We start from the raw sequence: 23278 nt of genomic DNA, 5'->3' as shown, positions 1-23278 counted from the left end.
GTATGACTAATTAAAGGGAATTCTGTTTTAATTTATGTGGAATATGCGTGACGCAAAAAGTAAAAATGAAGAGGATGGCGATAAAACTTTTGGCAGGGAACAGCCAAAGCGGTGTATCGACTGCTTGTTTTTTGACCATTTTTGTAATGACTTAAGTATATGTTTAATGCTACTAAGAGTTAAAACCAATCTTCGTAATATATGTCCGAATATGAAGGAATTACCTTTCCGAAGTTATAGCAAAAGAAGAGACAGATATGGTTACCAAAGAGATTTTAAATTATATCAATGTGAAGATTGCGTTGGATGCCTTTTACGAAGTGAGTGTATGAGATTCAGTACGAATCCTAATACAAACAAACGACTATATAAAAATCTGACGTGGGATTGTTTTAAAGTATTCACAAATAAACAGCTTTCAGATTCAAAAACAAGAGATATCTATAAAAAGAGAAAAATAGATGTCGAATCAAGTTTTAGAAAAACTGAAGGCTAATTTGGGTTTTCAAAAACTATCTGTTTGCACGCAATCAAAGGTTGAATGTGAACTCGGAATAGCACTTATGGCAGTATACATCAGGAAACTAGCCAGATAAGTGCTAGTTTTTTGTTTAAACATAAGATAAAAAGCCGCTAAAATCCAAACAATGAATTTTAACGACTTTTTATCAAAGAAACTGGATGCCTATGTTCTACCCCTTTTTTAATTGCTATTCAAAATATAATCTATTACATCAACATGAAGTTCACTATTTCTATAACCTTCCAAAACATCATCAATTTGCCTATTTGGAATTTCAGGAACTCCTCTTATATCACATAGAACGCTTTTAAATTCTTTTTTTGTCACTTTATCATCGTTCATTGTTAATTTAAATAAATAATCATTTAACTTCTTAATTTCATCAACGCTATAATCGTAACGTAATAAAACTAAATCTTTTGTTTTTAGATTAGGTGCTAATTCTTCTTGTAAAACATCTATAGATTGCTTAATTAACAACAATTTAGACTCTAATTCTTCGTTATTCATTCAAATCACACTCTCTTATATCAAAGTTTGACCTACTTGAGATACCCAGTAAGCAATGCTATGAACGGCTGTTTGCCTTATTTCTTAAACAGATTTTTAATGGTATCTAATTTGCCTTTGTATGGCGGGAAGAGTAGCCCGGATTCTAACTTAGTTGTTTTGAAAATATATGGTTTCTCATGTGTGAAAGTATCAAATGAATATTTACCATGATAACGACCGATACCTGAAGCGCCGATACCACCAAATGGTAGGTTAGGGTTGGCAAGGTGTAATAATGTGTCATTGATAGCACCACCACCGAATGAGAGCTCATTCAGCACACGGTCTGAGACGTTTTCATCTTCGCTAAACAGATACAATGCCAATGGTTTAGGACGTGATTGAACGAAGTGGATCGCTTCATCAAGTTGTTGATAGGTCATAATCGGTAACAGTGGTCCGAAGATTTCTTCTTGCATCAATGGATCTTCTGCTTTGACGTTATCATAGATACTTGGAGCGATTCGATGTTTGTCATCGTCACGTTCACCGCCGATGACGCATTGCGCTTGTTGTGCGTCCATAAGTGATGTGAGACGTTTGAAATGACGTTCATTGACGATATGGCCTAAGTCCTCACTGCGCAGTGGATGTGAACCGTAAAATTCTTTCAATGTACTGCGTAAGGCGTAAATAAAGTCATCTTTTACGGTTTCATCAATTAAAATATAGTCTGGTGCGACGCATGTTTGGCCTGTATTGACGAATTTACCGAAACAAATACGTTCACTTGCTACTTTTAAGTTGGCGGTTTTGTCGATAATAACTGGAGACTTGCCACCGAGTTCCAATGTTACTGGTATCAGTTGTTCGGCTGCGGCTTGATAGACTATTTTGCCGACATGTTCGCTTCCTGTAAAGAAGATATGGTCGAAAGGTTCTTTCAGCAATGCTTGAATTGTGTCGGCACCCCCTTGAGCGACGGAGACATAAGCTGGTTCAAAGGCGGTTGTAATGATGTCTTCAATTACTTTTGCGACATGTGGTGTCAATTCTGACGGTTTGACAACGGCTGTATTACCTGCAGCAAGTGCCCCAATTAACGGCTCAAATACAAGTTGGAAAGGGTAGTTAAATGGGCCAATAATCAGTACTGTGCCTAAAGGTTCTTTGACGATAAAACTTTTGGCAGGGAACAACCAAAGTGGTGTATCGACCGCTTGTCTTTTTGACCATTTTTGTAATGATTTACGCATATGTTTAATGCTACTAAGGGTAAAACCAATCTCCGTAGCGTATGCTTCAATGGCATTTTTTCCAAGGTCTGTTTCAAGTGCTTCTTTTAACGCAGCTTCGTGTTGTTTAATACTTTTTGATAGGCGCTTTAACTGCTTTTTACGAAACTTAATGGATTTTGTTTCATGTGTATGATAGTAGTCTTTTGTGCGTTGGACTTGCTCAGTAATGGATTGCATATGTTCAGTCCTTTCTATTTTTCTCTGTATAAAAAGACTGAGCGTTAACATCAGTAATGATGGCTCAGTCTTTGTGTTTCATTATGCTTTAAGTGATGCGAGTGATGCATCTCTGTCAAACTGTAACTTGACGTAGCTACATGTTGGAATGATTTTGAGTTGTTCACGTTGTGCTTTTTCGATGACGCGATTGAATAATTGTTTCGCGACGCCACCGCCACGTAATTCTGGCGATACATACGTGTGATTAACGTCAATCGTATGATCATCACGGTAAATAAATGTAATTTCAGCTTGTGGTGCGTTAACGTCTTCTCCGATATAGAACTTGTTGTCTGTTTCTTTAATATCGTATGTCATAGTCATTCACAACCTTTATGTTTAATTATTTCGTTAAAGCTGTTGTAATTTGTGGTACGATTTGTTTTTTACGTGATACAACACCTGGTAAAAATGCTGTGTTGTTATCAAGTGTTGTGTCGAATGCTTCAGCAACACTGTCTTTTTCAGCACCAACAACTAAGATTTTAGAATCACTGTTAATAATGTCAGTTACTGCTAATACAAAAATATCGTAGCCATTTTCAGCGCTTGCTTTGTTCATTGCGTTTTCAAGTGCTTCTTGACGAGCGAATACTTCGTCAATATCAACTGTGTTTACTTGACCGATACGTACTGTGTAGTCGCCCATGCTAAATGATTTTGCGTCTGCATCTAACAATGCTTCTTCAGATTTGTCAGCTGTTGAAGCACCTGCTTTTAACATTTCAAGACCATACGTATCAAGGTCTACACCCGCGATGTCCGCTAATGATTTTGCGGCGTTCACGTCTTGTGATGTACATGTTGGTGATTTGAATAATAAGCTGTCAGAAATAATTGCTGAAATCATAAGACCAGCGATTTCTGGACGGATTTCAAAGTTTTCTTCTTTGTACATTTTGTAAAGAATTGTTGCTGTACAGCCAACAGGTTCTGCACGGTAGTATAAAGGACCTGCTGTTTCAAAGTTAGCGATACGGTGGTGATCGATAACGTGTTTGATTACAGCCTTGTCGATTGTTTCAGCACTTTGTTGGAATTCGTTGTGGTCGACTAAAATAACAGCTTGATCTGTTAAATCGTCTGTTAATAATTCTGGTGCTGCTACTTTGAAATAGTCGAGTGCATATTGTGTTTCAGGGCTTACATCGCCTAAACGGTAAGCTTTTGCGTCTGCATTGCCATTTTGTTGTTCAAAGTCTGCCATAATAATTGCTGATGAAATGGCATCAGTATCTGGGTTTTGATGACCAAAAATATACGTTGTCATAGTTTTAATCTCCTTATATACATTTCTCACTCATATTTTAGCATGCGGACACTAGTTTATTCTACCTCTGCGCCCAAAGTATCTTTAAAGTGTGTTAACGCCCAATCATGTCCTGCTTGGTTAAATGATGCGACACCATCACGTGGAATGATCAAGTCATAGCCAAGGTTATAAGCGCTGACTGCCGTATGCAAAATACAGATGTCTGTACAGACGCCGACAAGTTCAACGGTATCAATTTTACGTTCTCTTAAGAGTGTATCGAGCGGTGTACCATAAAACGCATCATAACGGCGTTTATCAATAAAATGCACATTGTCTGCTGACTTGATGTTATCATACAGTGCTTTCACTTTACCGTACAATTCACGGCCATCTGTGCCCACAATATTATGTGGTGGGAATCGCTTTGTTTCCGGATGATAGGGGTCATTTTCAAAATGTAAATCCATTAAAAAGAAAATCTGATTACCTTGTGCAATATAGTCTTGAATACGTTGAACGATAAAGGGCTCAATACGTTGGCCTGCTTCGCCACACGTCAACTGACCATCTTCAGCAATAAAGTCATACGAGTAATCTACAATTAACAAAGCACGTTGGGTCATGTGGTGTACCTCCTAAAAATTTGGGTATATATCACAAAGAAGCTATTATTATGTATAGTATAACTTTTAAGTAGGAGGCGTCCACACAATTGGTATTAAATGTTTTAGATTTTGGTGCAAAAGGTCGTCATAAATGGCGTGATACGATTGGTATACAACGTGCCTTGAACCAAGCGTTGCGAGGTCCGGTGACTGTTTATATTCCGGCAGGGACGTATCATATTGTCAAAGCGTTAAAAATATATGCAGGAACGACACTTATATTAGATAAGGATGCAACGTTATTGCGGACAGGTCGTGATGCGTTGTTGAAAAATGGTTCGAGTTTAAGACGTTATCATCGTTATGACGGTCATGGCGATATTCGTATTTACGGTGGGACGTTTGATATGAATGGGAACGCCTATCCATACAATAACACTGCCATGTGTCTCGGGCATGCACGCGAAGTGGAAGTGTGCGGTGTAACGATTAAAAATGTTGTCGGCGGTCACGGTATTGATGCATGTGGACTTGATGGAGTCCATATTCATGGCTGTGAATTTCTCGGTTTTTATGATGTGAATGGCGATCGGTCGTTTTCAGAAGCGATTCAGCTCGATTTATTTGTGAAAGGGGCGTTTCCAAAGTTTGGTCGTAATGACGGAACGATTACACAACATGTTGTGATTGAGCATTGTTACTTTGGCAATTCGCATGAAGGGCACATGCAAGCATGGAATCGTGCAATCGGTTCACATGCGAGTCGTGTCGACCGATATTACGATACAGTTGTTATTCAACATAATGTTTTCGACGGCATGCAAGATTATGCGTTAACGCCGTTAAAAGGCAAAACGACATTAATTTATGACAATATGTTCCATCAGTGTGCAGGTGGCATTCGTTATTTAGGTGTGTATCAAGGGAAAAATGCGTGGACACTAGATGGCACAATGCAAGTGAAACAAGGTGGCGAAGATTTTTGTGTATTACAAAATACATTTGTAGACGTTGGGCCAAAAGATACGTTGCATTTGCGAAGTCACCGAGAAGCGCCGCATAAGCAAGTAGCGATATTAGAAAACACATTTAAAGGGGAATGTGCACCTATTTCTCTTACTGCGATTAACGGTTTAACACTTCATAAGAATGACAATATGCCGGAACGACGTGAAAAGCACGTTTTAAATTGGTCATATATATAAGCAAAAGACCCCTTCAGCACGCATGTGTTGTAGGGGCTTCGTTATGTGTGGTTATTTATTGAAACGACCAAGTGATTGAATATCAAAATCTAATGTTTCTAAAATAGTTACAATTTTGTTCAAGTCTTGTTCGTTTGGGCAATCCGCTTGAACGAAGAAGCGGTACATGCCGAGTTGTGTTTTAAGTGGACGCGATTCAATCCAAGACAAGTTGACATTGAACAAAGCGAAAGTATTTAAAATACTCGCCAATAGTCCGGGTTGATCACGCTGTGGCGTAATCACGAGCAGGCACGTATCGCCACTCGGTTGTGTGACTGTATCGGCATGTTGTAATACAAGAAAGCGCGTTTGATTATGTGTAAAATCTTCAATATGTGTTGCGAGCGGTGTGTAGCCATACATCTCGCCACTACCAAGCGGAATAATTGCGGCCGTTGTGTCATCAATATGATCTAACGCAGCAATTGTACTCGTCGTGTAATCATAAGCGAAGTGATGTTGATGAATAAACTTTTGTGTTTGACTAATTGCTGGACCAATCGAGAACACTTTTGTAATGTCACGCAGTTGTTGACCGGGTTTACCGTACAGACCGAAAGAAATATCAAGTAACACTTCATCTACAACTGTAAATGGTTGTTCGACTAAAGTATCTGCCACGATATTAATCGTACCTTCGATTGCATTTTCAATTGGAACAATCGCCTGGCTTTGCGGATCGTCTAACAATGCGGTCATTACTTCATACAGTTGTGTTTTCGCAACAAGCGTTGTTGTCTTATCTGTACCACAATATTGTTGGGCTGCAAGGTATGAGAACGTCCCTTGTGGCCCAAGATAATATAGTTTCATCATGATCACTCACTTTCATGTTAACTTGCATCTATTGTACATGAAGTTAGTGGAAAGGACAGCCAGAAGTTGTCTTTTCTTTATAAAAAAAGTTTGGTTCACGCATTTCATTGTTATAACCGTGATGATAGTTTGCTGTTAACGTTGGCGATAGCGGTGGTGCAAGCCACGACCACTTGCCGGTCACTGTACGCCCTTGTGCGTGTTCATTTTGTTCAAACTGTTCAAATTGTTTCGCAGCGGTTAGATGATCGACCATTGAAACGCCTGCTTGTCGATAAGATTGATAAACGGCGTCGTTAATTTCGACCATAACACGGTCTTTATTAAAAGAACTATTGCGTAATGTTTCAAAGTCCATCGCCTCCGCAAATGTTTCTAATAAATTGTAACGATAACGATCCGTAAAGTTTCGCACCGCAATTTCGTTTACCATATACCAACCATTGAATGGCACAGTTGGATAGGTAATGCCACCAATTTTTAAGTCCATACTTGAAATAATTGGGACGGCATACCATTTTAAGCCAAGATCCGCTACTTTAGGAAATCGGTTATGTTGAATAGGTACTTCCATAATGAGCGATTCCGGATACGTGTGATACTTCATCGGTTCGCCCGGAAGTTGATAAATTAACGGTAATACATCAAAATCTGTTCCGGCACCACGCCAACCTAAATGTTCCGCTAGCTTTGTAATGTCTCGTTCGCCCGGATCGCCTTTTTCTTCATACCCTGCATAACGAATGAGTTGATTGTTGAAAATTTGTGGGCCTGCTTCGTCCGCTTGCGCAAAAATCGTAATGCACGGTTTGATACGTCCGCCATTCGTTGCCAATGTGATATGTTCGTGAATCGTTTCAATAAACGTTGTTTCATCGCGAACGTCACGTGCGTCTCTAACGATGAGCTTATCCCAAAATAAACGCCCGATACAGCGATTGGACTGCCGCCATGCGACTTGTGCGCCGTACGTCAATTCTTCGGCTGTATGGCGATAAGTCCCTGTCGCTTTAATTTCTTGTTCAATGCTTGCGATACGTTCGGAACAAGCATCGTCTGATAGGTTCAATTCTTTATACATATCTGTAATAAATGTGCGTGCTTTTTGTAACATTTTCCCCACCTCATTATTATTATAGTGAAACATTGACCCGCATGGATAGTGATAAGGGGGAATGTCATCATTTTGTTGGAAGTAGGGGAAGAAGATAAATAAAAAAGAACGATAAAGCGATGTTTGTATGGGAGGAGTAGCGATTGCATAAGTTCTTTCATCGTAATGGCTTGATAGATAGAAAACTACATATCGTTGCTTAATTAATCCTCTTATTACGATGTGCCACCTTTAAATTTTTACGCTAAATACATCGCCTTAATTATGATGTTGAACGTCCGTCATATCATCGCCGAAAATAACAGATACAAACGCTGTTTCATTGCACGATTGACGCGTATCTATGATATGATTGTGGTAATTATAATTAAAATCAATAAATGGTGAATAGAGGGAATAATATAATGTATCAGTTTGATGATGATAGCTTGATGCTACACAACGATTTATACCAAATTAACATGGCAGAGTCGTATTGGTTTGATGGCATTCACGAGCGTAAAGCCGTGTTTGATTTATATTTTAGAAAGATGCCGTTTGGAAGTGGCTATGCGGTATTCAATGGCTTGCGCAGAGTGATTGACTTTGTCAAGAATTGTCACTTTACACAAAGCGATATTGACTATCTAAAATCTATTGGGTATCAAGATGACTTTTTAACTTATTTGAAAGGCTTGCGTTTTACAGGTAACATTCGCTCGATGCAAGAAGGCGAGTTATGTTTTAATAATGAACCGTTATTACGTGTGGAAGCACCGCTCATTCAAGCACAACTTATTGAAACGGCACTATTAAATATTATTAACTTCCAAACATTAATCGCAACGAAAGCAAGCTTGATTAAACAAGTTGCACCGAACGATACATTGATGGAGTTTGGAACACGTCGTGCACATGAAATGGATGCTGCAGTATGGGGCGCGCGTGCAGCGATTATCGGCGGATTTGACTCAACGAGCAACGTGCGTGCTGGGAAGTTATTTGACATTCCTGTTTCAGGTACGCATGCGCATGCTTTCGTCCAAACATACGGCGATGAATACGAGGCGTTCAAAAAATATGCGGAACGCCATAAAAACTGTGTCTTTTTAGTGGATACTTTCCACACATTAAAATCCGGCGTACCGAATGCCATTCGTGTCGCAAAAGAACTCGGCGATAAAATTAACTTTATCGGCATTCGTCTGGATTCCGGAGATATTGCCTATCTTTCAAAAGAAGCACGTAAAATGCTTGATGCAGCTGGTTTCCCAGATGCGAAAATCATCGCATCCAATGACCTAGATGAAGCGACAATTTCAAGTCTTAAAGGGCAAGGGGCTGCAGTAGATGTTTGGGGCGTTGGCACGAAATTGATTACAGCCTATCAACAACCAGCACTCGGTGCGGTGTATAAAATGGTTGCCGTTGAAAATGCGGATGGCGAATATGTAGATCGCATTAAGCTATCAAATAATGCCGAAAAAGTAACAACACCGAGCATGAAACGTGTGTATCGTATCATCAACACGAAGACTAACAAATCTGAAGGGGACTATATTACATTAGAACATGAAAACCCGATGGACGAATCACCACTGAAAATGTTCCACCCTATTCACACGTATAAAACTAAGTTTATTAAACATTTTGAAGCGGTAGACTTACATCATGATATTTTTGTAGAGGGTAAACGTGTCTATGATTGTCCGTCTGAACAAGAAGCGAAAGCATACTTGGCGGAGAACTTGAACTTGTTATGGGATGAAAACAAGCGTTATTTAAACCCTGAAGAATATCCAGTCGACCTTAGTGCAGCATGTTGGGAAAACAAACAAAAACGTATTTTTGAAGTTGCAGAGAAGGTTAAAGAGATGGAGGATTCATATGAATAACATGCAAGCAATGATCGTTAATGATATGAAAGTCCAGCCGACAATTGACAGTGCGGAAACGATTGAAACGATTAAAACGTTCATTAAACAATACGTCAAAGCGCATTTGTTTGTCCGCACGCTCGTCTTAGGTATTTCAGGCGGTCAAGATTCGACATTGGCAGGGAAACTCGTACAACTTGCGGTCAATGAACTGAACGAAACGGCCGAACAACCCTATACATTTATTGCAGTTAAACTACCATATGGCGTGCAGCGTGATGCAGATGATGTAGAAGATGCATTAGCATTTATTGAACCAGATCGCATTGTTACTGTGAACATTCAACCTGCTGTAGATCAAAGTGTTAAAGCACTTGAAGACGCAGGCATCATATTGACAGACTTCCAAAAAGGAAATGAAAAAGCACGCGAACGTATGAAAGTCCAATATGCGATTGCAGCAAACACGAGTGGGATTGTCGTTGGGACAGATCATTCTGCTGAGAATATTACTGGCTTTTTCACAAAACACGGCGATGGCGCAGCTGACATCGCACCGTTATTTGGCTTAAACAAACGTCAAGGACGCCAACTGTTACAATATTTAGGTGCCCCTGCACATTTATATGAGAAAGCACCGACTGCTGATTTAGAAGATGACAAACCACAATTACCCGATGAAGTTGCACTCGGCGTAACGTACGATGCAATTGATGATTATCTTGAAGGTAAAACTGTAACACCTGAAGACGCAGCAGTGATTGAACGCCATTTTGTAAGAAATGCACATAAGCGAGAGTTAGCGTACACACGTTTTACTTGGCCGAAGCAATAATGTTAATGACAAATGTGTAACCACTTGGTAAAATAAGCTAGATTTTACTGAGGGAGAGGGTACGTATGAGTATCATAAATGAAAACCCGTGGCTCATGTTAATTGCGATATTTCTAATTAATGTTGCGTATGTCACAGCACTGACGATGCGTGTCATTTTAACATTGAAAGGTTATCGCTATGTTGCCGCGATCGTCAGCTTTGTAGAAGTACTTGTATACGTAATCGGGTTAGGGCTCGTCATGTCGAGTTTAGATCAGATTCAAAATATTATTGCATATGCACTCGGTTTTTCTGTAGGGATTATTGTTGGTATGAAAATTGAAGAGAAATTAGCGCTCGGTTATTCCGTCGTCAATGTAACAACGGTCAACTTGGATATGGACTTGCCCCGTCAGTTGCGTGACTTAGGTTACGGCGTGACACATTTTGGCGCACACGGACGAGATGGGGAACGTCTCGTTATGCAAATCTTGACACCACGTCGTTTTGAACTGAAATTGATGGATACGATTAAGCAGTTGGATCCGAAAGCTTTTGTCATTGCTTATGAACCACGTACCATTCACGGTGGCTTCTGGGTCAAAGGTGTGCGAAGTAAAAAAGTAAAGGCGTATGATACAGATGAAATTTAGAGTAGAAGTGGATGAAACGATTCAAGATTGTTTAGCCCGTATGAGAGAAGCAGGCTATATGCCGGTTAAACGCTATGAAAAGCCTGTATTTAAAGAGAATAAAGATGGTAGTGTCGAAGTGTTGAGACAAGAGATTGTCTTTACAGGAAAGAAACTAGAACTGTGATACGCCATTCACAATAAGCTGAGGTATGTGTATATGCCTTGGCTTTTAATATGGTCTAAAAACGAACTTTAGGTAATTTTGTTGTTTTAATATTCGTTTTATATAAAAGGTTTTGCATGGTTGATTATTAAAAATTATAGTTAGACGCTTGATTCCGAACGATAAATTTGATTGAATAGAGAATGGATACATGTTGTAGGTTTGCTATAATAAAACTAACATTTAAGATAGGAGTTTTTGACGAATGATTGAACGTTATTCAAGAGAAGAAATGTCAAGTATTTGGACAGACCAAAACCGCTACGAAGCTTGGTTAGAAGTAGAAATTTTAGCGAGTGAAGCATGGAGTGAACTCGGATACATTCCGAAAGAAGATGTTAAAAAGATTCGTGAACACGCACGTGTAGATGTTGAACGTGCAAAAGAAATCGAGCAAGAAACACGTCACGATGTTGTAGCATTTACAAGACAAGTTTCTGAAACACTAGGCGAAGAACGTAAATGGGTACATTACGGTTTAACATCAACAGACGTTGTTGACACTGCATTGAGCTATCAAATTAAACAAGCGAACGACATTATCGAAAAAGACTTAGCACGTTTTATTGACGTATTAGCAGCAAAAGCGAAAAAATATAAAACAACATTAATGATGGGGCGTACACACGGTGTGCATGCTGAACCAACAACATTCGGTGTGAAAATGGCATTATGGTACGCTGAAATGCAACGAAATATGGAACGTTTTAAACGTGTGCGTGAAGAAATTGAAGTCGGTAAAATGAGTGGTGCTGTTGGTACATTCGCAAACATCCCACCAGAGATTGAAGCATATGTATGTAAACATTTAGGCATCGGTGCTGCACCTATTTCAACACAAACATTGCAACGTGATCGTCACGCATATTATATTGCAACATTGAGCTTGATTGCGACATCTCTTGAAAAATTTGCAGTCGAAATCCGCAACCTACAAAAAACGGAAACGCGTGAAGTAGAAGAAGCATTTGCAAAAGGTCAAAAAGGATCATCTGCAATGCCGCACAAACGTAACCCAATCGGTTCTGAAAACATCACAGGCATTGCACGTGTGATTCGTGGCTACATTACAACAGCGTATGAAAATGTAGCGTTATGGCATGAACGTGATATTTCACATTCATCTGCAGAGCGCATTATGTTGCCAGATGTGACAATCGCACTTGATTACGCATTGAACCGTTTTACAAACATTGTTGATCGTTTAACAGTGTATGAAGAAAACATGACAGAAAATATGAATAAGACATTTGGTTTAATTTATTCACAACGTGTGTTACTCGCTTTAATCGACAAAGGTATGGTACGTGAAGAAGCTTATGATACGGTGCAACCGAAAGCGATGACATCATGGCAAACGAAGACGCCGTTTAGAGAATTAGTGGAAGCGGATTCAAAAATTACAGATAAACTTTCAAAAGAAGACTTAGATATGTGCTTTGACCCTAGACATCACCTTAACCAAGTTGATACAATATTTAAAAGAGTAGGTCTAGAATAGGACAACTACACTTTGAGGTTGGGGCAAACACGATTATGACTTGCCTCAACCCCATTCCAAAATATAGGGGTTGTTTGCATGCAAATTGAGAAACTACGTGGAAAAGCATTAGATGAACTGTTTGACGCGATCCTAACTCTAGAAACGCGTGAAGAGTGTTATCAATTTTTTGATGATTTATGCACAGTCAACGAGATTCAGTCGTTATCTCAACGTTTACAAGTTGCGAAAATGATTAAGCAAGGTTATACATATGCGACGATTGAACAAGAATCGGGCGCATCGACAGCAACGATTTCGCGCGTAAAACGTTCGTTACAATGGGGAAATGACGCCTATACGATGATTTTAGAACGAATGAATATCGAAACAAAAAAATAGACGTACGATTATAACAGTGAAGATATCTATAATGGTATGTTTGCTGTTATTTTTTGTGAGTATGCGCAAACTATAAAGTTTTCACCGATGAAACATTATTGCTTAAAAGAATAGGTTATGTTACATTAAAAATATAAAAGGGGTATGCGCGAACATACCCCAAACGAGCCCGTTAAAAAGACGGTGACTAAACTGTTATTAATTTATAAAAATAACTGCCAATCTTGTCAAAGTTAGTGGCGGTTATTTTTTACGGCCAATTTTACAATTGCTACTACCAACCCTAACAAAGAAACGACAAATGAGCCGAAACTTATCATGAGGATCAGTACAACTGCAATAGGTACCATAGGGGCATCTCCTTTCTAAAGATTTCAGTTATGCCATTCATAGGCACCACCTCCTCATACTCGGATAGCCACCATCCACTTAACTTGCTCAATATCATTCTATCTCTTTTTGAAACTAGTTTAAAAGTGTATTATGTTTATTTTTTAATCAAAATTCGAAAGTACAAATCGTAAGTAGAGAATTTTACTAGCCTTATTAATATTTTATAGAAATAATACATTCATATACTATAATAATGATGTATAGAGTGTTTGAATGGGAGCGAAAATGATGAAAAAGTTATTATTAGCAGTTGGGATGTCTGCACTTGTGTTATCAGCTTGTGGCACACAACAAGATGAAAAAACAGTATCTGGGAATGAGGATGAAGTGAATGAGGCAGACAAAAAGAAACATACGGATAAAGGGAAAGACCAACATAAAGTAACACAAAAAGACGGTGTGACGTATGTCGATGGGCATGTCATTGCCAATAAAAAAGTGAACTTACCGAAAGATTATGCACCGGGTGAAAATGCGGAAGCAAGGGCACAATTAGATCGCATGATTCAAGATGCCAACGAACAAGGCGTGCAACTTGTTTATCGAAGTGGTTATCGTTCATATGACACGCAAGTACAATTATATAACAGTTACGTTGCGAGAGATGGCGAAGCAGCGGCGAATAAGTATAGTGCGAAACCCGGCTATTCGGAACACCAAACAGGTTTAGCATTTGATGTTGGGTCGGTCAATGCATCGGATGACTTTAAAACATCATTTGAAAATACGAAAGAAGGGCAATGGGTACAACAACATGCCCATGAATACGGCTTTATTATACGCTACTTAGAAGGGAAAGAAGCTATTACAGGCTATCAATATGAGCCGTGGCACTTAAGATATGTCGGCAAAGATTTAGCAGAGAAGATTCATGAGCAAGGTATCACATTAGAAGAATACTTTGATTATGGCAAGTAAATCATTGCAGTAAGGATAAAGCGATTTTGATATAAGTAGGATGACATTAACATGTTGTCCTGCTTTTTATTTGTAGCAAAACATACACTAAAACAATTTGCTTAATCGGTCGGGTTTTAATCACAATCTTAATAGGGGGATGTCCCCCTTTTTATTAAAAATGAGCCTCTTGTCTCATTCCCACATACATCACAAAAATGCTATAATATGATGTACGAAATTTTAAAGGAGCAGTGCGTGATGTACGATATTAAACAATGGCGTCATATATTTAAATTAGACCCAGCTAAAACAATTTCTGATCAAGATTTAGAAGCATTATGCATGTCTAACACAGATGCAATTATGATTGGTGGAACAGACAATGTGACTGAAGATAACGTGATTCAGTTGATGAGTCGTGTACGCCGTTACCCGTTACCGTTAGTGCTGGAAATTTCAAATCTTGAGAGTATTATGCCAGGGTTTGATTTTTATTTTGTACCAACTGTATTAAATAGTACAGATGTGACGTTCCACAATGGTTTGTTACATCAAGCATTAAAACAATATGGTCATATGATCAACTTTGAAGAATTGATTTTTGAAGGATACGTTGTTGCGAATGGTGACAGCAAAGTGGCAAAGTTGACACGTGCAACAACTGATTTAGATAGAGAAGATATTGAAGCGTATGCCCAAATGGCGAATGACGTCTATCATTTACCGGTCTTGTACTTGGAATACAGCGGTACATATGGGACACCGGAAATGGTACAAGCCGCACGTGATTGTTTGACGGAAACGCAATTGTTTTATGGTGGTGGCATTGATTCGCTCGTACGCGCGCAAGAGATGGCGCAACTTGCGGATACGATCATTGTAGGCAATGTGATTTATGACAGTGTTAAAGAAGCGCTCAAAACGACTAAAATAAAGGAGAGAACATAATGAATCCCCTCTTAAAAAATATGAATACCGAACAGAGTGAAGCGGTGCGTACAACGGAAGGTCCGCTTTTAATTATGGCAGGTGCAGGCTCTGGGAAAACGCGTGTGTTAACGCATCGTATTGCGTATTTATTAGATGAAAAAGAAGTATCTCCTTACAATATTTTGGCGATTACTTTTACGAATAAAGCAGCAAAAGAAATGAAAGAACGTGTGCAAACACTTGTTGGAGAAGCGGCAGAAGTAATTTGGATGTCGACATTCCACTCCATGTGTGTGCGTATTTTACGCCGTGATATTGACCGTATTGGGATTGAACGCAACTTCACAATCATTGATCCAACTGATCAAAAATCGGTAATCAAAGATGTGCTAAAGCGTGAAAATATCGATCCTAAAAAATATGAACCACGTTTTTTTATGGCTGAAATTAGTAATTTGAAAAATGAATTGAAAACACCGAAAGATGCGATGGAAGCCGCACATGATTTTAAAGCAATCATGGTTGCGAAAGTTTATGAAGGCTATCAAAAACAGCTTGTTCGTAACCAAGCACTTGATTTTGATGACTTGATTATGACAACGATTAAACTATTTGAACGTGTACCTGATGTGTTGGACTATTATCAAAATAAATTTCAATATATTCACGTTGATGAGTACCAAGATACGAATAAAGCGCAATATACATTAGTCAATATGATTGCGAAAAAGTTTAAAAACTTATGTGTTGTTGGTGACTCTGACCAATCTATTTATGGTTGGCGTGGTGCGGATATTCAAAATATCTTATCATTTGAAGAAGACTATCCAACAGCGAAAACCATTTATTTAGAACAAAATTATCGTTCCACTAAAACGATTTTAACCGCTGCGAATGAAGTGATTCGTCATAATACTGAACGTAAACCTAAGGGCTTATGGACATCGAATTCAGAAGGTGAACGCATTCACTACTATGAAGCAACGAGTGAACGTGACGAAACACAGTACGTTGTAAGAGAAATTTTAAAACATCAAAAACAAGGTAAGTCGTTGAAAGATATGGCGGTTCTTTATCGTACAAATGCACAGTCACGTGTGCTAGAGGAAACGTTGATGAAGTCGAACATTCCATACGTGATGGTCGGGGGGATGAAGTTCTACGATCGTAAAGAGATTAAGGACTTGCTAAGTTATTTACGTTTGATTGCTAATAGTGCGGATGACATCAGTTTAGAACGTATAATTAACGTACCAAAACGTGGGATCGGTCCATCATCAGTACAAAAAATTAAAGATTATGCGAACAATCATGACATCAGTATGTTTGATGCTTTGGCAGAAGTAGACTTTATCGGTTTATCGAAAAAAGTGACACAAGAAGCTGCAAATTTTTATATGTTGATGACGAACTTGATGAAGGAACAAGAATTTCTAGAAATTACAGAAATTGTCGATGAAGTACTTGAAAAATCAGGATACCGTCGTACACTCGAAAATGAAGATACGTTGGAATCTCGTAGTCGATTAGAAAACTTGGATGAGTTTATGTCAGTGCCGAAAGATTATGAAGAAGATACGCCTTTAGAGGAACAGTCATTAATCAACTTTTTAACGGATTTATCACTCGTTGCGGATGTCGATGAAGCCAACTTTGATGAAGGGGTAACATTGATGACGATGCACTCGGCAAAAGGGTTAGAATTCCCAGTCGTGTTCATTATCGGTATGGAAGAAACATTGTTCCCACATATTCGTGCGATTAAAAGTGGCGATGATCACGAAATGGAAGAAGAACGACGCATTTGTTATGTAGCGATTACACGTGCTGAAGAAGTACTGTATTTGACACATGCGACATCTCGTATGTTATTCGGTAAACCGCAAGCCAATAAACGTTCACGCTTTTTAGATGAAATTCCGACTGATTTGTTAGAAACGCCGAAACCACGCACACCAATTACGCCGAACAAGCGACCTGCATCAACGAAGAAACGTGGCTTCAGTCAGCGTACGACAGGTACGAAAGTGGGAGCAGCCACTACGACAACAGATTGGAAAATTGGCGATAAAGTGATTCACAAATCATGGGGAGAAGGCATGGTGTCTAACGTTAATGTCAAAGGAGAAACGGTAGAACTTGATATTATTTTCAAGTCGGAAGGACCTAAGCGATTAATTGCACAGTTTGCCCCGTTGCAAAAGAAGGAGGAGTAACAGATGGCAGAACTCAAAGAAAGAGTGACAACATTACATCAATTGTTGCACCAATATAATTATGAATATCATGTTCAAGACAATCCGAGCGTACCAGACGCGGAATATGATAAATTGTTGGCGGAACTGATTCAAATTGAAGAAGCACATCCAGAGTTAAAGTCATCTGACTCACCGACTGTCCGAATCGGTGGGCAAGCACAAGCGTCATTCAATAAAGTGCGTCATGATACACCGATGTTAAGTTTAGGTAACGCATTTAACGAAGAAGATTTACGTCGTTTTGATCAGCGTGTACGTGAAGCGGTTGGCGACGTATCGTATATGTGTGAGTTGAAAATTGATGGACTGGCAGTGTCATTGAAATATGTCGATGGTGTATTTGTTCAAGGTTTAACACGTGGCGATGGGACAACTGGCGAGGACATTACCGAAAATTTAAAAACGATTTATGCGATTCCTTTAAAGCTAGAACGTCCGATTTCATTTGAAGTGCGTGGCGAAGCGTATATGCCACGTAAATCATTTTTACAGCTCAATGAAATCAAAGCACAGAATGATGAACAGCCATTTGCGAACCCTCGTAATGCGGCGGCAGGTTCGTTGCGACAGCTTGATTCCAAATTAGCGGCTGAACGTAAGCTAGACGTCTTTTTGTATAGCATTAATGACTTTACTGAATTAGATGCGACATCTCAAAGTGAAGCATTAGCTGAGTTAGACCAACTTGGTTTTAAAACGAATCAAGAGCGTCGAGAAGTGGCGTCAATTGATGATGTATTGGACTATATTAAACATTGGACGGAACATCGTGCATCATTGCCATACGATATTGATGGCATCGTTATTAAAGTAAATGCGATTGAACATCAAGAAGAAATGGGCTTTACACAAAAGTCGCCACGCTGGGCCATCGCATATAAGTTCCCAGCGGAAGAAGTCGTTTCAACATTATTAGACATCGAATTAAGCATTGGTAGAACCGGCGTTGTGACACCGACAGCTGTTTTAGAACCGGTACGTGTTGCAGGTACAATGGTATCACGTGCATCGCTACATAATGAAGATTTAATTCATGAAAAAGATATTCGTATTGGCGATAGTGTTGTTGTGAAAAAAGCAGGCGATATTATTCCAGAAGTCGTACGTGTCGTGTTGGATCGTCGTCCTGACGGAGCAGAAACATACCATATGCCAACACATTGTCCAAGTTGTGGACATGAACTTGTACGTATTGAAGGCGAAGTGGCGTTGCGTTGTATTAACCCGAAATGTCAAGCACAGCTAGTGGAAGGGCTTATTCACTTTGTTTCACGTCAAGCGATGAATATCGACGGACTAGGTACGAAAATTATCGAACAGCTGTATCATCATGAATTGATTCGAGATGTGGCAGATATTTTCTATCTTAAAAAAGAGGATTTATTGCCATTAGAACGCATGGGCGAGAAAAAAGCGGATAATTTACTGGCTGCGATTGAAGCGGCGAAGCAACAGTCTTTAGAACACTTGCTATTTGGTCTCGGCATTCGTCATCTTGGTGTCAAAGCGAGTCATGTACTAGCAGAAAAATATGAAACAATGACACGACTGTTGACCGTTACAGAAGAAGAACTCGTTGAAATTCATGATGTTGGCGAAAAACTGGCACAGTCATTTGTGACGTATATGGCAAACGAAGATATACGTGCATTAATTGAAAAATTGGAAGCACGCGGTGTCAATATGACATATACTGGACAGAAATTTTCACAAATTGAAGGACACCCTGAATTCAGTGGAAAGACCATTGTGTTAACAGGGAAGTTACAACAAATGACCCGTTCGGAAGCAGCACAATGGTTAAAGTTACAAGGTGCAAAAGTTACAAGCAGTGTCACAAAGTCCACAGACCTTGTGATAGCCGGGACAGATGCTGGATCGAAATTGACGAAAGCAGAGTCTTTAGGCACAGAAGTATGGGATGAACAAACTTTTATTGATAAGCAAAACGCTATGCGTGAAGCGTGAGGGGGCAGGCAATGAAACGAACAATTGCGATGATGTTAGGGCTTAGTCTTGTATTAACAGCCTGTGCACCAACAGATGATGAACAGCCACAACGAAAACAAGACGGCGAACAAAATACATCGAAAAAACAAACAAAAGTAAAAGACATGGCAACCGATCAAAACGTACAAGGTGAGAATTATCGTACAATTTTACCTTTCAAAGAGAGTCAAGCACGTGGTTTGATTCAAGAAGAAATGGCGAATGGTTACAACGGGGAAGACTTTGAAGATGGTTTATTGAACATTAGCCAAGAAGTATTTCCAACTGATAAATATTTGTATCAAGACGGTCAATTTTTAAATAAAGATACAATTCGTGCGTATCTCAAACCGAAATATACGAAAAAAGAAATCGACAAAATGAGTGACGAAGAGAAAGAAAAATTAAATGCAAGTGAGAACTTAGGATTGAACCCATCTGTAAATGGCGAAGAAGATCCTGAGAAAATCGCAAAAAATTCGCCTGCTTTATTGTCGAATATTTTAGAGCAAGACTTTTATAGTACGAGTGATACAAAAGGCGAAGAAATTCAAGGTATGACGATTGGTCTTGCGATGAATAGCGTGTATTACTATCAAAAAGAACAGTATGGCGAGACGTTTAGTGAAGAACTCGATACGAAAATGGTTAAACAAAAAGGTCAAGAAATGGCTGAAGAAATGTTGTCGCGTTTACGTGAAAACAACCAATTGAGAGACATTCCAATTACGTTTGCCATTTATATTCAATCGAGTGAAGAAGACATTATACCGGGGCATTTCGTCAGCTATGCCGTATCTGATAAAAACGGTGCAAAATTGAATGAATGGAAGAAAGTGAATGCACAAACTGTGTTATTGCCATCAAGTGAAGCAGCAGACTTAGATGATCATTTGAATTCAAACTTCCAAGATTTTAATAGCAGCTTACAATCATACTTCAACAACTTTACACAAGCAGTCGGCAAAGCGAAATTTGTTGATAAAAAAGTCGATCATCTCGTTGTCGACCTACCGATTGATTACTACGGTAAAGCCGAGCTCATCGGGATTACACAATATGTTACACAACTCGCAGAAAAAGATTTTAACGACGTGCCATCATATGAGATTCATATTAAAGATGGTAGTGAACCACGCGCGTTAATTACAAAAACAAAAGAAGATTCAGAACCAAAAGTCCATATTTATAAATATTAAAATGAAACCCTAGCTAGCAATGACGTAATTGTCGTTGATAGCTAGGGTTTTATGGTTTATACAAAAATGCCCCTTATTTACAATTGGATGTAAACAAAGGACATTTTGCGCAGATGAGTCCGCTCAGATGAGTAGGATACTCATTGCTATTCTTGTATATATACGCATTGGACGAATCTATGGCAACAAATAAGTTCTATTATTTACTAGTTATACATAAAAATATAAATGAAAGGACTGTAAAACAGATTTGTGTACATGACACACGTTGCATTATGTATAATAAATTGAAGGTTATTGAATGAGGTGAACGACTTATGTCTGATATGAACAAAATAAAATAAGTCGCTAAAGCAGTTGGTATAGAAGTAAATCCTCCAGATGCAAATGGACATAAGGGACTATTCATTCGAAATTCAAATGGTGAATTAGAAAAATGGGATGCGATGCGTGACTTTGGTTTGGAAAATAAAAAGTCACAAAGTATTAGTCAGTCATTTTATGTTAAAAAATGATATATTTGCTTAACTTATCGCATGCACAGACGAGCAAAGCAAATAGATTGCTGTGAGATGGCAGTAACCTATGACTGAGAGCCACCATAGAATATTAAACGTTAGACACTTACATAAACATGTAGGTGTTTTTGTTTGCCAAAATAAAGACTGTCTTCTTGATAAAAAATCGAACGCTACGTAATACTACGTAACGTCCGATACCCCTTAATGTGATTCAATTTTCATGCCTAATTCTAATGCTTAACTTCACGTAATTGACGTTTCACTTCGTTAAGATCACGTTCAACAAAGTCGCCTGGTTTTTTCGTGAATTTTGATACGATAATTGTTACGACTAAGCTTGCGATAAAGCCTGGTACAATTTCATACAATGTAAAGAATTCATATGTTTCGCCAAGTGGATGTGCAAATACAATCCATAAAATAACCGTTAATGCACCTGCAACCATACCGGCAATGGCACCATTTCTTGATAAACCTTTCCAGTAAAGTGACAAGATGACAAGCGGACCGAATGATGCACCGAAACCTGCCCATGCATTACCTACAAGGTTTAAAATCGTATCGTTTGGTGACCATGCAATGGCGATGGCAACGACTGCAACTAAGATAACTGATAAACGGCCGACTAAAACGAATTCTTTTTCGTGTGCAGCGGCATTTGCTTTTTTACCACGAATGAGTTTGTAGAAGTCTTCTGTTAAAGAACTTGATGTAACAAGTAATTGAGAAGAAATCGTGCTCATAATTGCGGCTAAAATCGCTGCTAATAAGAATCCACCAACAAGCGGATGGAATAACACTTGACCCATTAAAATGAATAGCGTTTCTGGGTCTTTCAATTCAACACCTTGTGCTGGTACGAATGCGATACCTAAAAGTCCAACCATCACGGCACCGAGTAAGCCGACTGCCATCCATGAAATCCCGATACGTCGTGTGAATGGGAACAGTTTAATTGATCTGATAGACATGAAACGCACAAGAATGTGTGGTTGACCGAAGTAACCAAGTCCCCATGCGAAGAACGAAATAATCCCAATCACTGTTGTCCCACGGAATAAGTCAAGATTTGTTGGTTTTAATTCTGCGATTGTATGGAACGTATCTAGACCGTTAAGTTTTAATAATACAACGATCGGTACCATTACCATCGCAATCAACATGATAACACCTTGGAAAAAGTCTGTAATCGACACGGCTAAATAACCACCAAAGAATGTGTATAAAATAACGATAACCGCAACGAGTACAAGTCCAAAGCGATAGTCTAATCCGAAAGCACTATCGAAAAGTTTACCACCTGATACAAAACCAGCGTGCGTATACAATGTAAAGAAAATAACGATAATTGAACCTGAAATAATCTTGATAATGTTTGATTTATCAGCAAGACGATTGTTAAAAAAGTCTGGTAACGTAATCGCATCACCAGCAAGTTCAGTATGTACACGTAATCTTGGTGCGACAACAAGGTAGTTAATATATGCACCGAGTGTAAGTCCGATTGAGATCCAAACTGCGGATAATCCTGTTGAATAGACTTCACCAGGTAATCCCATAATCATCCAACCACTCATATCCGATGCACCGGCAGATAAGGCTGTAACCCATGGACCGATGTCACGGCCGCCAAGCATGTACTCACTTAAATTACTTGTTGCTTGTTTGTAGCCATAGTATCCAATCCCTAACAAAATAATAAAATAAAGTGCAATCATGATGTATGTTTGCCAGTTGAGATTGACTTGGCTAGATAATGTTTCGCCTATTAAAAACATAAATAAGTCCCCCTTTAGTTTTTTAGTGGCATAAACATATTATACAGTAATGAAAAGATAAGGAAAGTTCTTATTTATAGGAAGTAATTGACAAATGTGTCTAATTTGTGAATCGAATAAAGAGCGTTATAGTCGGGAATCAATCTTGTAAATGGATTTTGAAGCGGTTGAAAACATGTGTTTTTATAAAGGTGCGTGACTGACTAAAGTATTAACAGTGGTGCCTATCAAACGAAGAATGACAAAATGTGGCAAGTGATATTGCCCATAGATTCTAACTTTATCAAATAAGACTGTCGCCAGAAACGGATAGCTTTTTAAGTATAAT

22 protein-coding genes are annotated in these 23278 nt (G+C 38.9%); 13 read left to right on the top strand and 9 right to left on the bottom strand.

Going from position 1 to position 23278, the window contains the following annotated elements:
• Nucleotides 1-34 precede the first annotated feature (34 nt).
• Nucleotides 35-496, top strand: a complete 462-nt coding sequence (locus tag TP70_RS12995; RefSeq protein ID WP_084207671.1) for a transposase — start codon at nt 35-37, stop codon at nt 494-496.
• Between the two features lie 207 nt (nt 497-703).
• Here TP70_RS12995 and TP70_RS07275 read toward each other — a convergent pair whose 3' ends face one another.
• From TP70_RS07275 to TP70_RS07255, 5 genes are all read right to left on the bottom strand, one after another.
• The gene (locus TP70_RS07275; RefSeq protein WP_044360648.1) at nt 704-1033 is read right to left on the bottom strand and encodes a hypothetical protein; all 330 of its coding nucleotides are present in this window, start codon (nt 1031-1033) and stop codon (nt 704-706) included.
• Nucleotides 1034-1110: 77 nt separating this feature from the next.
• On the bottom strand, nt 1111-2490 hold the full coding sequence (locus TP70_RS07270; RefSeq protein ID WP_044360647.1) for an aldehyde dehydrogenase: 1380 nt from the start codon (nt 2488-2490) through the stop codon (nt 1111-1113).
• Between the two features lie 81 nt (nt 2491-2571).
• Nucleotides 2572-2850, bottom strand: a complete 279-nt coding sequence (locus tag TP70_RS07265) for a GNAT family N-acetyltransferase (RefSeq protein WP_044360646.1) — start codon at nt 2848-2850, stop codon at nt 2572-2574.
• 25 nt (nt 2851-2875) lie between these two features.
• The gene (locus TP70_RS07260; RefSeq protein ID WP_044360645.1) at nt 2876-3802 is read right to left on the bottom strand and encodes a manganese-dependent inorganic pyrophosphatase; all 927 of its coding nucleotides are present in this window, start codon (nt 3800-3802) and stop codon (nt 2876-2878) included.
• A 56-nt stretch (nt 3803-3858) separates the two neighbouring features.
• On the bottom strand, nt 3859-4410 hold the full coding sequence (locus TP70_RS07255; protein ID WP_044360644.1) for a cysteine hydrolase family protein: 552 nt from the start codon (nt 4408-4410) through the stop codon (nt 3859-3861).
• A gap of 89 nt (nt 4411-4499) precedes the next feature.
• On the opposite strand from TP70_RS07255, the gene TP70_RS07250 reads away from it, so the two are divergent.
• Nucleotides 4500-5597 carry a glycosyl hydrolase family 28-related protein gene (locus TP70_RS07250; protein ID WP_044360643.1) on the top strand — a complete coding sequence of 366 codons (1098 nt, stop codon included), beginning with the start codon at nt 4500-4502 and terminating at the stop codon, nt 5595-5597.
• A 51-nt stretch (nt 5598-5648) separates the two neighbouring features.
• Here the strand turns inward: TP70_RS07250 and TP70_RS07245 are convergent, their stop codons facing one another.
• Together TP70_RS07245 and TP70_RS07240 are read right to left on the bottom strand one after the other, a co-directional pair.
• A complete protein-coding gene (locus tag TP70_RS07245) occupies nt 5649-6452 on the bottom strand; it encodes a prephenate dehydratase (RefSeq protein WP_044360716.1) in 804 nt (267 codons plus the stop codon).
• Nucleotides 6453-6498: 46 nt separating this feature from the next.
• Entirely contained in the window at nt 6499-7569 is a 1071-nt protein-coding gene (locus TP70_RS07240; protein WP_044360642.1) for a nitric oxide synthase oxygenase, read from the bottom strand.
• Between the two features lie 404 nt (nt 7570-7973).
• Between TP70_RS07240 and TP70_RS07235 the strand changes: the two genes are divergently transcribed.
• The 6 genes from TP70_RS07235 to TP70_RS07215 all read left to right on the top strand — a co-directional run bounded on the left by TP70_RS07235 (nt 7974) and on the right by TP70_RS07215 (nt 12982).
• Complete coding sequence (locus TP70_RS07235) at nt 7974-9443, top strand: nicotinate phosphoribosyltransferase (RefSeq protein WP_044360641.1); 1470 nt, start codon at nt 7974-7976, stop codon at nt 9441-9443.
• Nucleotides 9436-10260, top strand: coding sequence for an ammonia-dependent NAD(+) synthetase (gene nadE, locus TP70_RS07230; protein WP_044360640.1), 825 nt, complete (start codon nt 9436-9438; stop codon nt 10258-10260). Before TP70_RS07235 ends, nadE begins: the two co-directional genes overlap by 8 nt.
• Before the next feature lie 65 nt (nt 10261-10325).
• Complete coding sequence (locus TP70_RS07225) at nt 10326-10895, top strand: DUF2179 domain-containing protein (protein WP_044360639.1); 570 nt, start codon at nt 10326-10328, stop codon at nt 10893-10895.
• Nucleotides 10885-11061 carry an NETI motif-containing protein gene (locus TP70_RS11995; RefSeq protein WP_084207670.1) on the top strand — a complete coding sequence of 59 codons (177 nt, stop codon included), beginning with the start codon at nt 10885-10887 and terminating at the stop codon, nt 11059-11061. The genes TP70_RS07225 and TP70_RS11995 overlap by 11 nt, the downstream gene beginning before the upstream one ends.
• Before the next feature lie 244 nt (nt 11062-11305).
• Entirely contained in the window at nt 11306-12601 is a 1296-nt protein-coding gene (purB, locus tag TP70_RS07220; RefSeq protein WP_044360638.1) for an adenylosuccinate lyase, read from the top strand.
• A 78-nt stretch (nt 12602-12679) separates the two neighbouring features.
• Nucleotides 12680-12982, top strand: a complete 303-nt coding sequence (locus TP70_RS07215) for a YerC/YecD family TrpR-related protein (RefSeq protein ID WP_044360637.1) — start codon at nt 12680-12682, stop codon at nt 12980-12982.
• 233 nt (nt 12983-13215) lie between these two features.
• Here TP70_RS07215 and TP70_RS12715 read toward each other — a convergent pair whose 3' ends face one another.
• Nucleotides 13216-13332 (bottom strand): putative holin-like toxin, encoded by a 117-nt coding sequence (locus TP70_RS12715; RefSeq protein ID WP_240626963.1) that lies wholly within the window; start codon nt 13330-13332, stop codon nt 13216-13218.
• Nucleotides 13333-13603: 271 nt separating this feature from the next.
• Between TP70_RS12715 and TP70_RS07210 the strand changes: the two genes are divergently transcribed.
• The 5 genes from TP70_RS07210 (at nt 13604) to TP70_RS07190 (ending at nt 20651) form a co-directional block, all read left to right on the top strand.
• Entirely contained in the window at nt 13604-14293 is a 690-nt protein-coding gene (locus tag TP70_RS07210) for a M15 family metallopeptidase (RefSeq protein ID WP_044360636.1), read from the top strand.
• Nucleotides 14294-14533: 240 nt separating this feature from the next.
• Nucleotides 14534-15223, top strand: a complete 690-nt coding sequence (pcrB, locus tag TP70_RS07205; protein WP_044360635.1) for a heptaprenylglyceryl phosphate synthase — start codon at nt 14534-14536, stop codon at nt 15221-15223.
• On the top strand, nt 15223-17421 hold the full coding sequence (gene pcrA, locus TP70_RS07200; RefSeq protein WP_044360634.1) for a DNA helicase PcrA: 2199 nt from the start codon (nt 15223-15225) through the stop codon (nt 17419-17421). The genes pcrB and pcrA overlap by 1 nt, the downstream gene beginning before the upstream one ends.
• A gap of 3 nt (nt 17422-17424) precedes the next feature.
• Nucleotides 17425-19431: an NAD-dependent DNA ligase LigA gene (ligA, locus tag TP70_RS07195; protein ID WP_044360633.1), complete on the top strand. Its 2007-nt coding sequence runs from the start codon at nt 17425-17427 to the stop codon at nt 19429-19431.
• Between the two features lie 11 nt (nt 19432-19442).
• A complete protein-coding gene (locus TP70_RS07190) occupies nt 19443-20651 on the top strand; it encodes a CamS family sex pheromone protein (protein ID WP_044360632.1) in 1209 nt (402 codons plus the stop codon).
• A gap of 751 nt (nt 20652-21402) precedes the next feature.
• Here the strand turns inward: TP70_RS07190 and putP are convergent.
• On the bottom strand, nt 21403-22950 hold the full coding sequence (putP, locus tag TP70_RS07185; RefSeq protein WP_044360631.1) for a sodium/proline symporter PutP: 1548 nt from the start codon (nt 22948-22950) through the stop codon (nt 21403-21405).
• Between the last annotated feature and the right edge of the window lie 328 nt (nt 22951-23278).

Origin of the sequence: Staphylococcus microti (assembly GCF_000934465.1) — a bacterium.
GTDB lineage: Bacteria > Bacillota > Bacilli > Staphylococcales > Staphylococcaceae > Staphylococcus > Staphylococcus microti.
The sequence above is the reverse complement of the archived record's forward strand: the minus strand, read 5'-3'. Positions and strand labels throughout refer to the sequence as shown.

What these genes read in the sequence shown, in the direction of transcription:
- TP70_RS11995 (WP_084207670.1), top strand. Translation starts at nt 10,885, where the DNA reads ATGAAATTTAGAGTAGAAGTGGATGAAACGATTCAAGATTGTTTAGCC.
- pcrA (WP_044360634.1), top strand. Translation starts at nt 15,223, where the DNA reads ATGAATCCCCTCTTAAAAAATATGAATACCGAACAGAGTGAAGCGGTG.
- nadE (WP_044360640.1), top strand. Translation starts at nt 9,436, where the DNA reads ATGAATAACATGCAAGCAATGATCGTTAATGATATGAAAGTCCAGCCG.
- TP70_RS07240 (WP_044360642.1), bottom strand. Translation starts at nt 7,569, where the DNA reads ATGTTACAAAAAGCACGCACATTTATTACAGATATGTATAAAGAATTG.
- TP70_RS07275 (WP_044360648.1), bottom strand. Translation starts at nt 1,033, where the DNA reads ATGAATAACGAAGAATTAGAGTCTAAATTGTTGTTAATTAAGCAATCT.
- putP (WP_044360631.1), bottom strand. Translation starts at nt 22,950, where the DNA reads ATGTTTTTAATAGGCGAAACATTATCTAGCCAAGTCAATCTCAACTGG.
- TP70_RS07270 (WP_044360647.1), bottom strand. Translation starts at nt 2,490, where the DNA reads ATGCAATCCATTACTGAGCAAGTCCAACGCACAAAAGACTACTATCAT.
- pcrB (WP_044360635.1), top strand. Translation starts at nt 14,534, where the DNA reads ATGTACGATATTAAACAATGGCGTCATATATTTAAATTAGACCCAGCT.
- ligA (WP_044360633.1), top strand. Translation starts at nt 17,425, where the DNA reads ATGGCAGAACTCAAAGAAAGAGTGACAACATTACATCAATTGTTGCAC.
- TP70_RS12715 (WP_240626963.1), bottom strand. Translation starts at nt 13,332, where the DNA reads ATGGTACCTATTGCAGTTGTACTGATCCTCATGATAAGTTTCGGCTCA.
- TP70_RS07235 (WP_044360641.1), top strand. Translation starts at nt 7,974, where the DNA reads ATGTATCAGTTTGATGATGATAGCTTGATGCTACACAACGATTTATAC.
- TP70_RS07265 (WP_044360646.1), bottom strand. Translation starts at nt 2,850, where the DNA reads ATGACATACGATATTAAAGAAACAGACAACAAGTTCTATATCGGAGAA.
- TP70_RS07255 (WP_044360644.1), bottom strand. Translation starts at nt 4,410, where the DNA reads ATGACCCAACGTGCTTTGTTAATTGTAGATTACTCGTATGACTTTATT.
- TP70_RS07225 (WP_044360639.1), top strand. Translation starts at nt 10,326, where the DNA reads ATGAGTATCATAAATGAAAACCCGTGGCTCATGTTAATTGCGATATTT.
- purB (WP_044360638.1), top strand. Translation starts at nt 11,306, where the DNA reads ATGATTGAACGTTATTCAAGAGAAGAAATGTCAAGTATTTGGACAGAC.
- TP70_RS07215 (WP_044360637.1), top strand. Translation starts at nt 12,680, where the DNA reads ATGCAAATTGAGAAACTACGTGGAAAAGCATTAGATGAACTGTTTGAC.
- TP70_RS07210 (WP_044360636.1), top strand. Translation starts at nt 13,604, where the DNA reads ATGAAAAAGTTATTATTAGCAGTTGGGATGTCTGCACTTGTGTTATCA.
- TP70_RS07190 (WP_044360632.1), top strand. Translation starts at nt 19,443, where the DNA reads ATGAAACGAACAATTGCGATGATGTTAGGGCTTAGTCTTGTATTAACA.
- TP70_RS12995 (WP_084207671.1), top strand. Translation starts at nt 35, where the DNA reads ATGTGGAATATGCGTGACGCAAAAAGTAAAAATGAAGAGGATGGCGAT.
- TP70_RS07260 (WP_044360645.1), bottom strand. Translation starts at nt 3,802, where the DNA reads ATGACAACGTATATTTTTGGTCATCAAAACCCAGATACTGATGCCATT.
- TP70_RS07245 (WP_044360716.1), bottom strand. Translation starts at nt 6,452, where the DNA reads ATGAAACTATATTATCTTGGGCCACAAGGGACGTTCTCATACCTTGCA.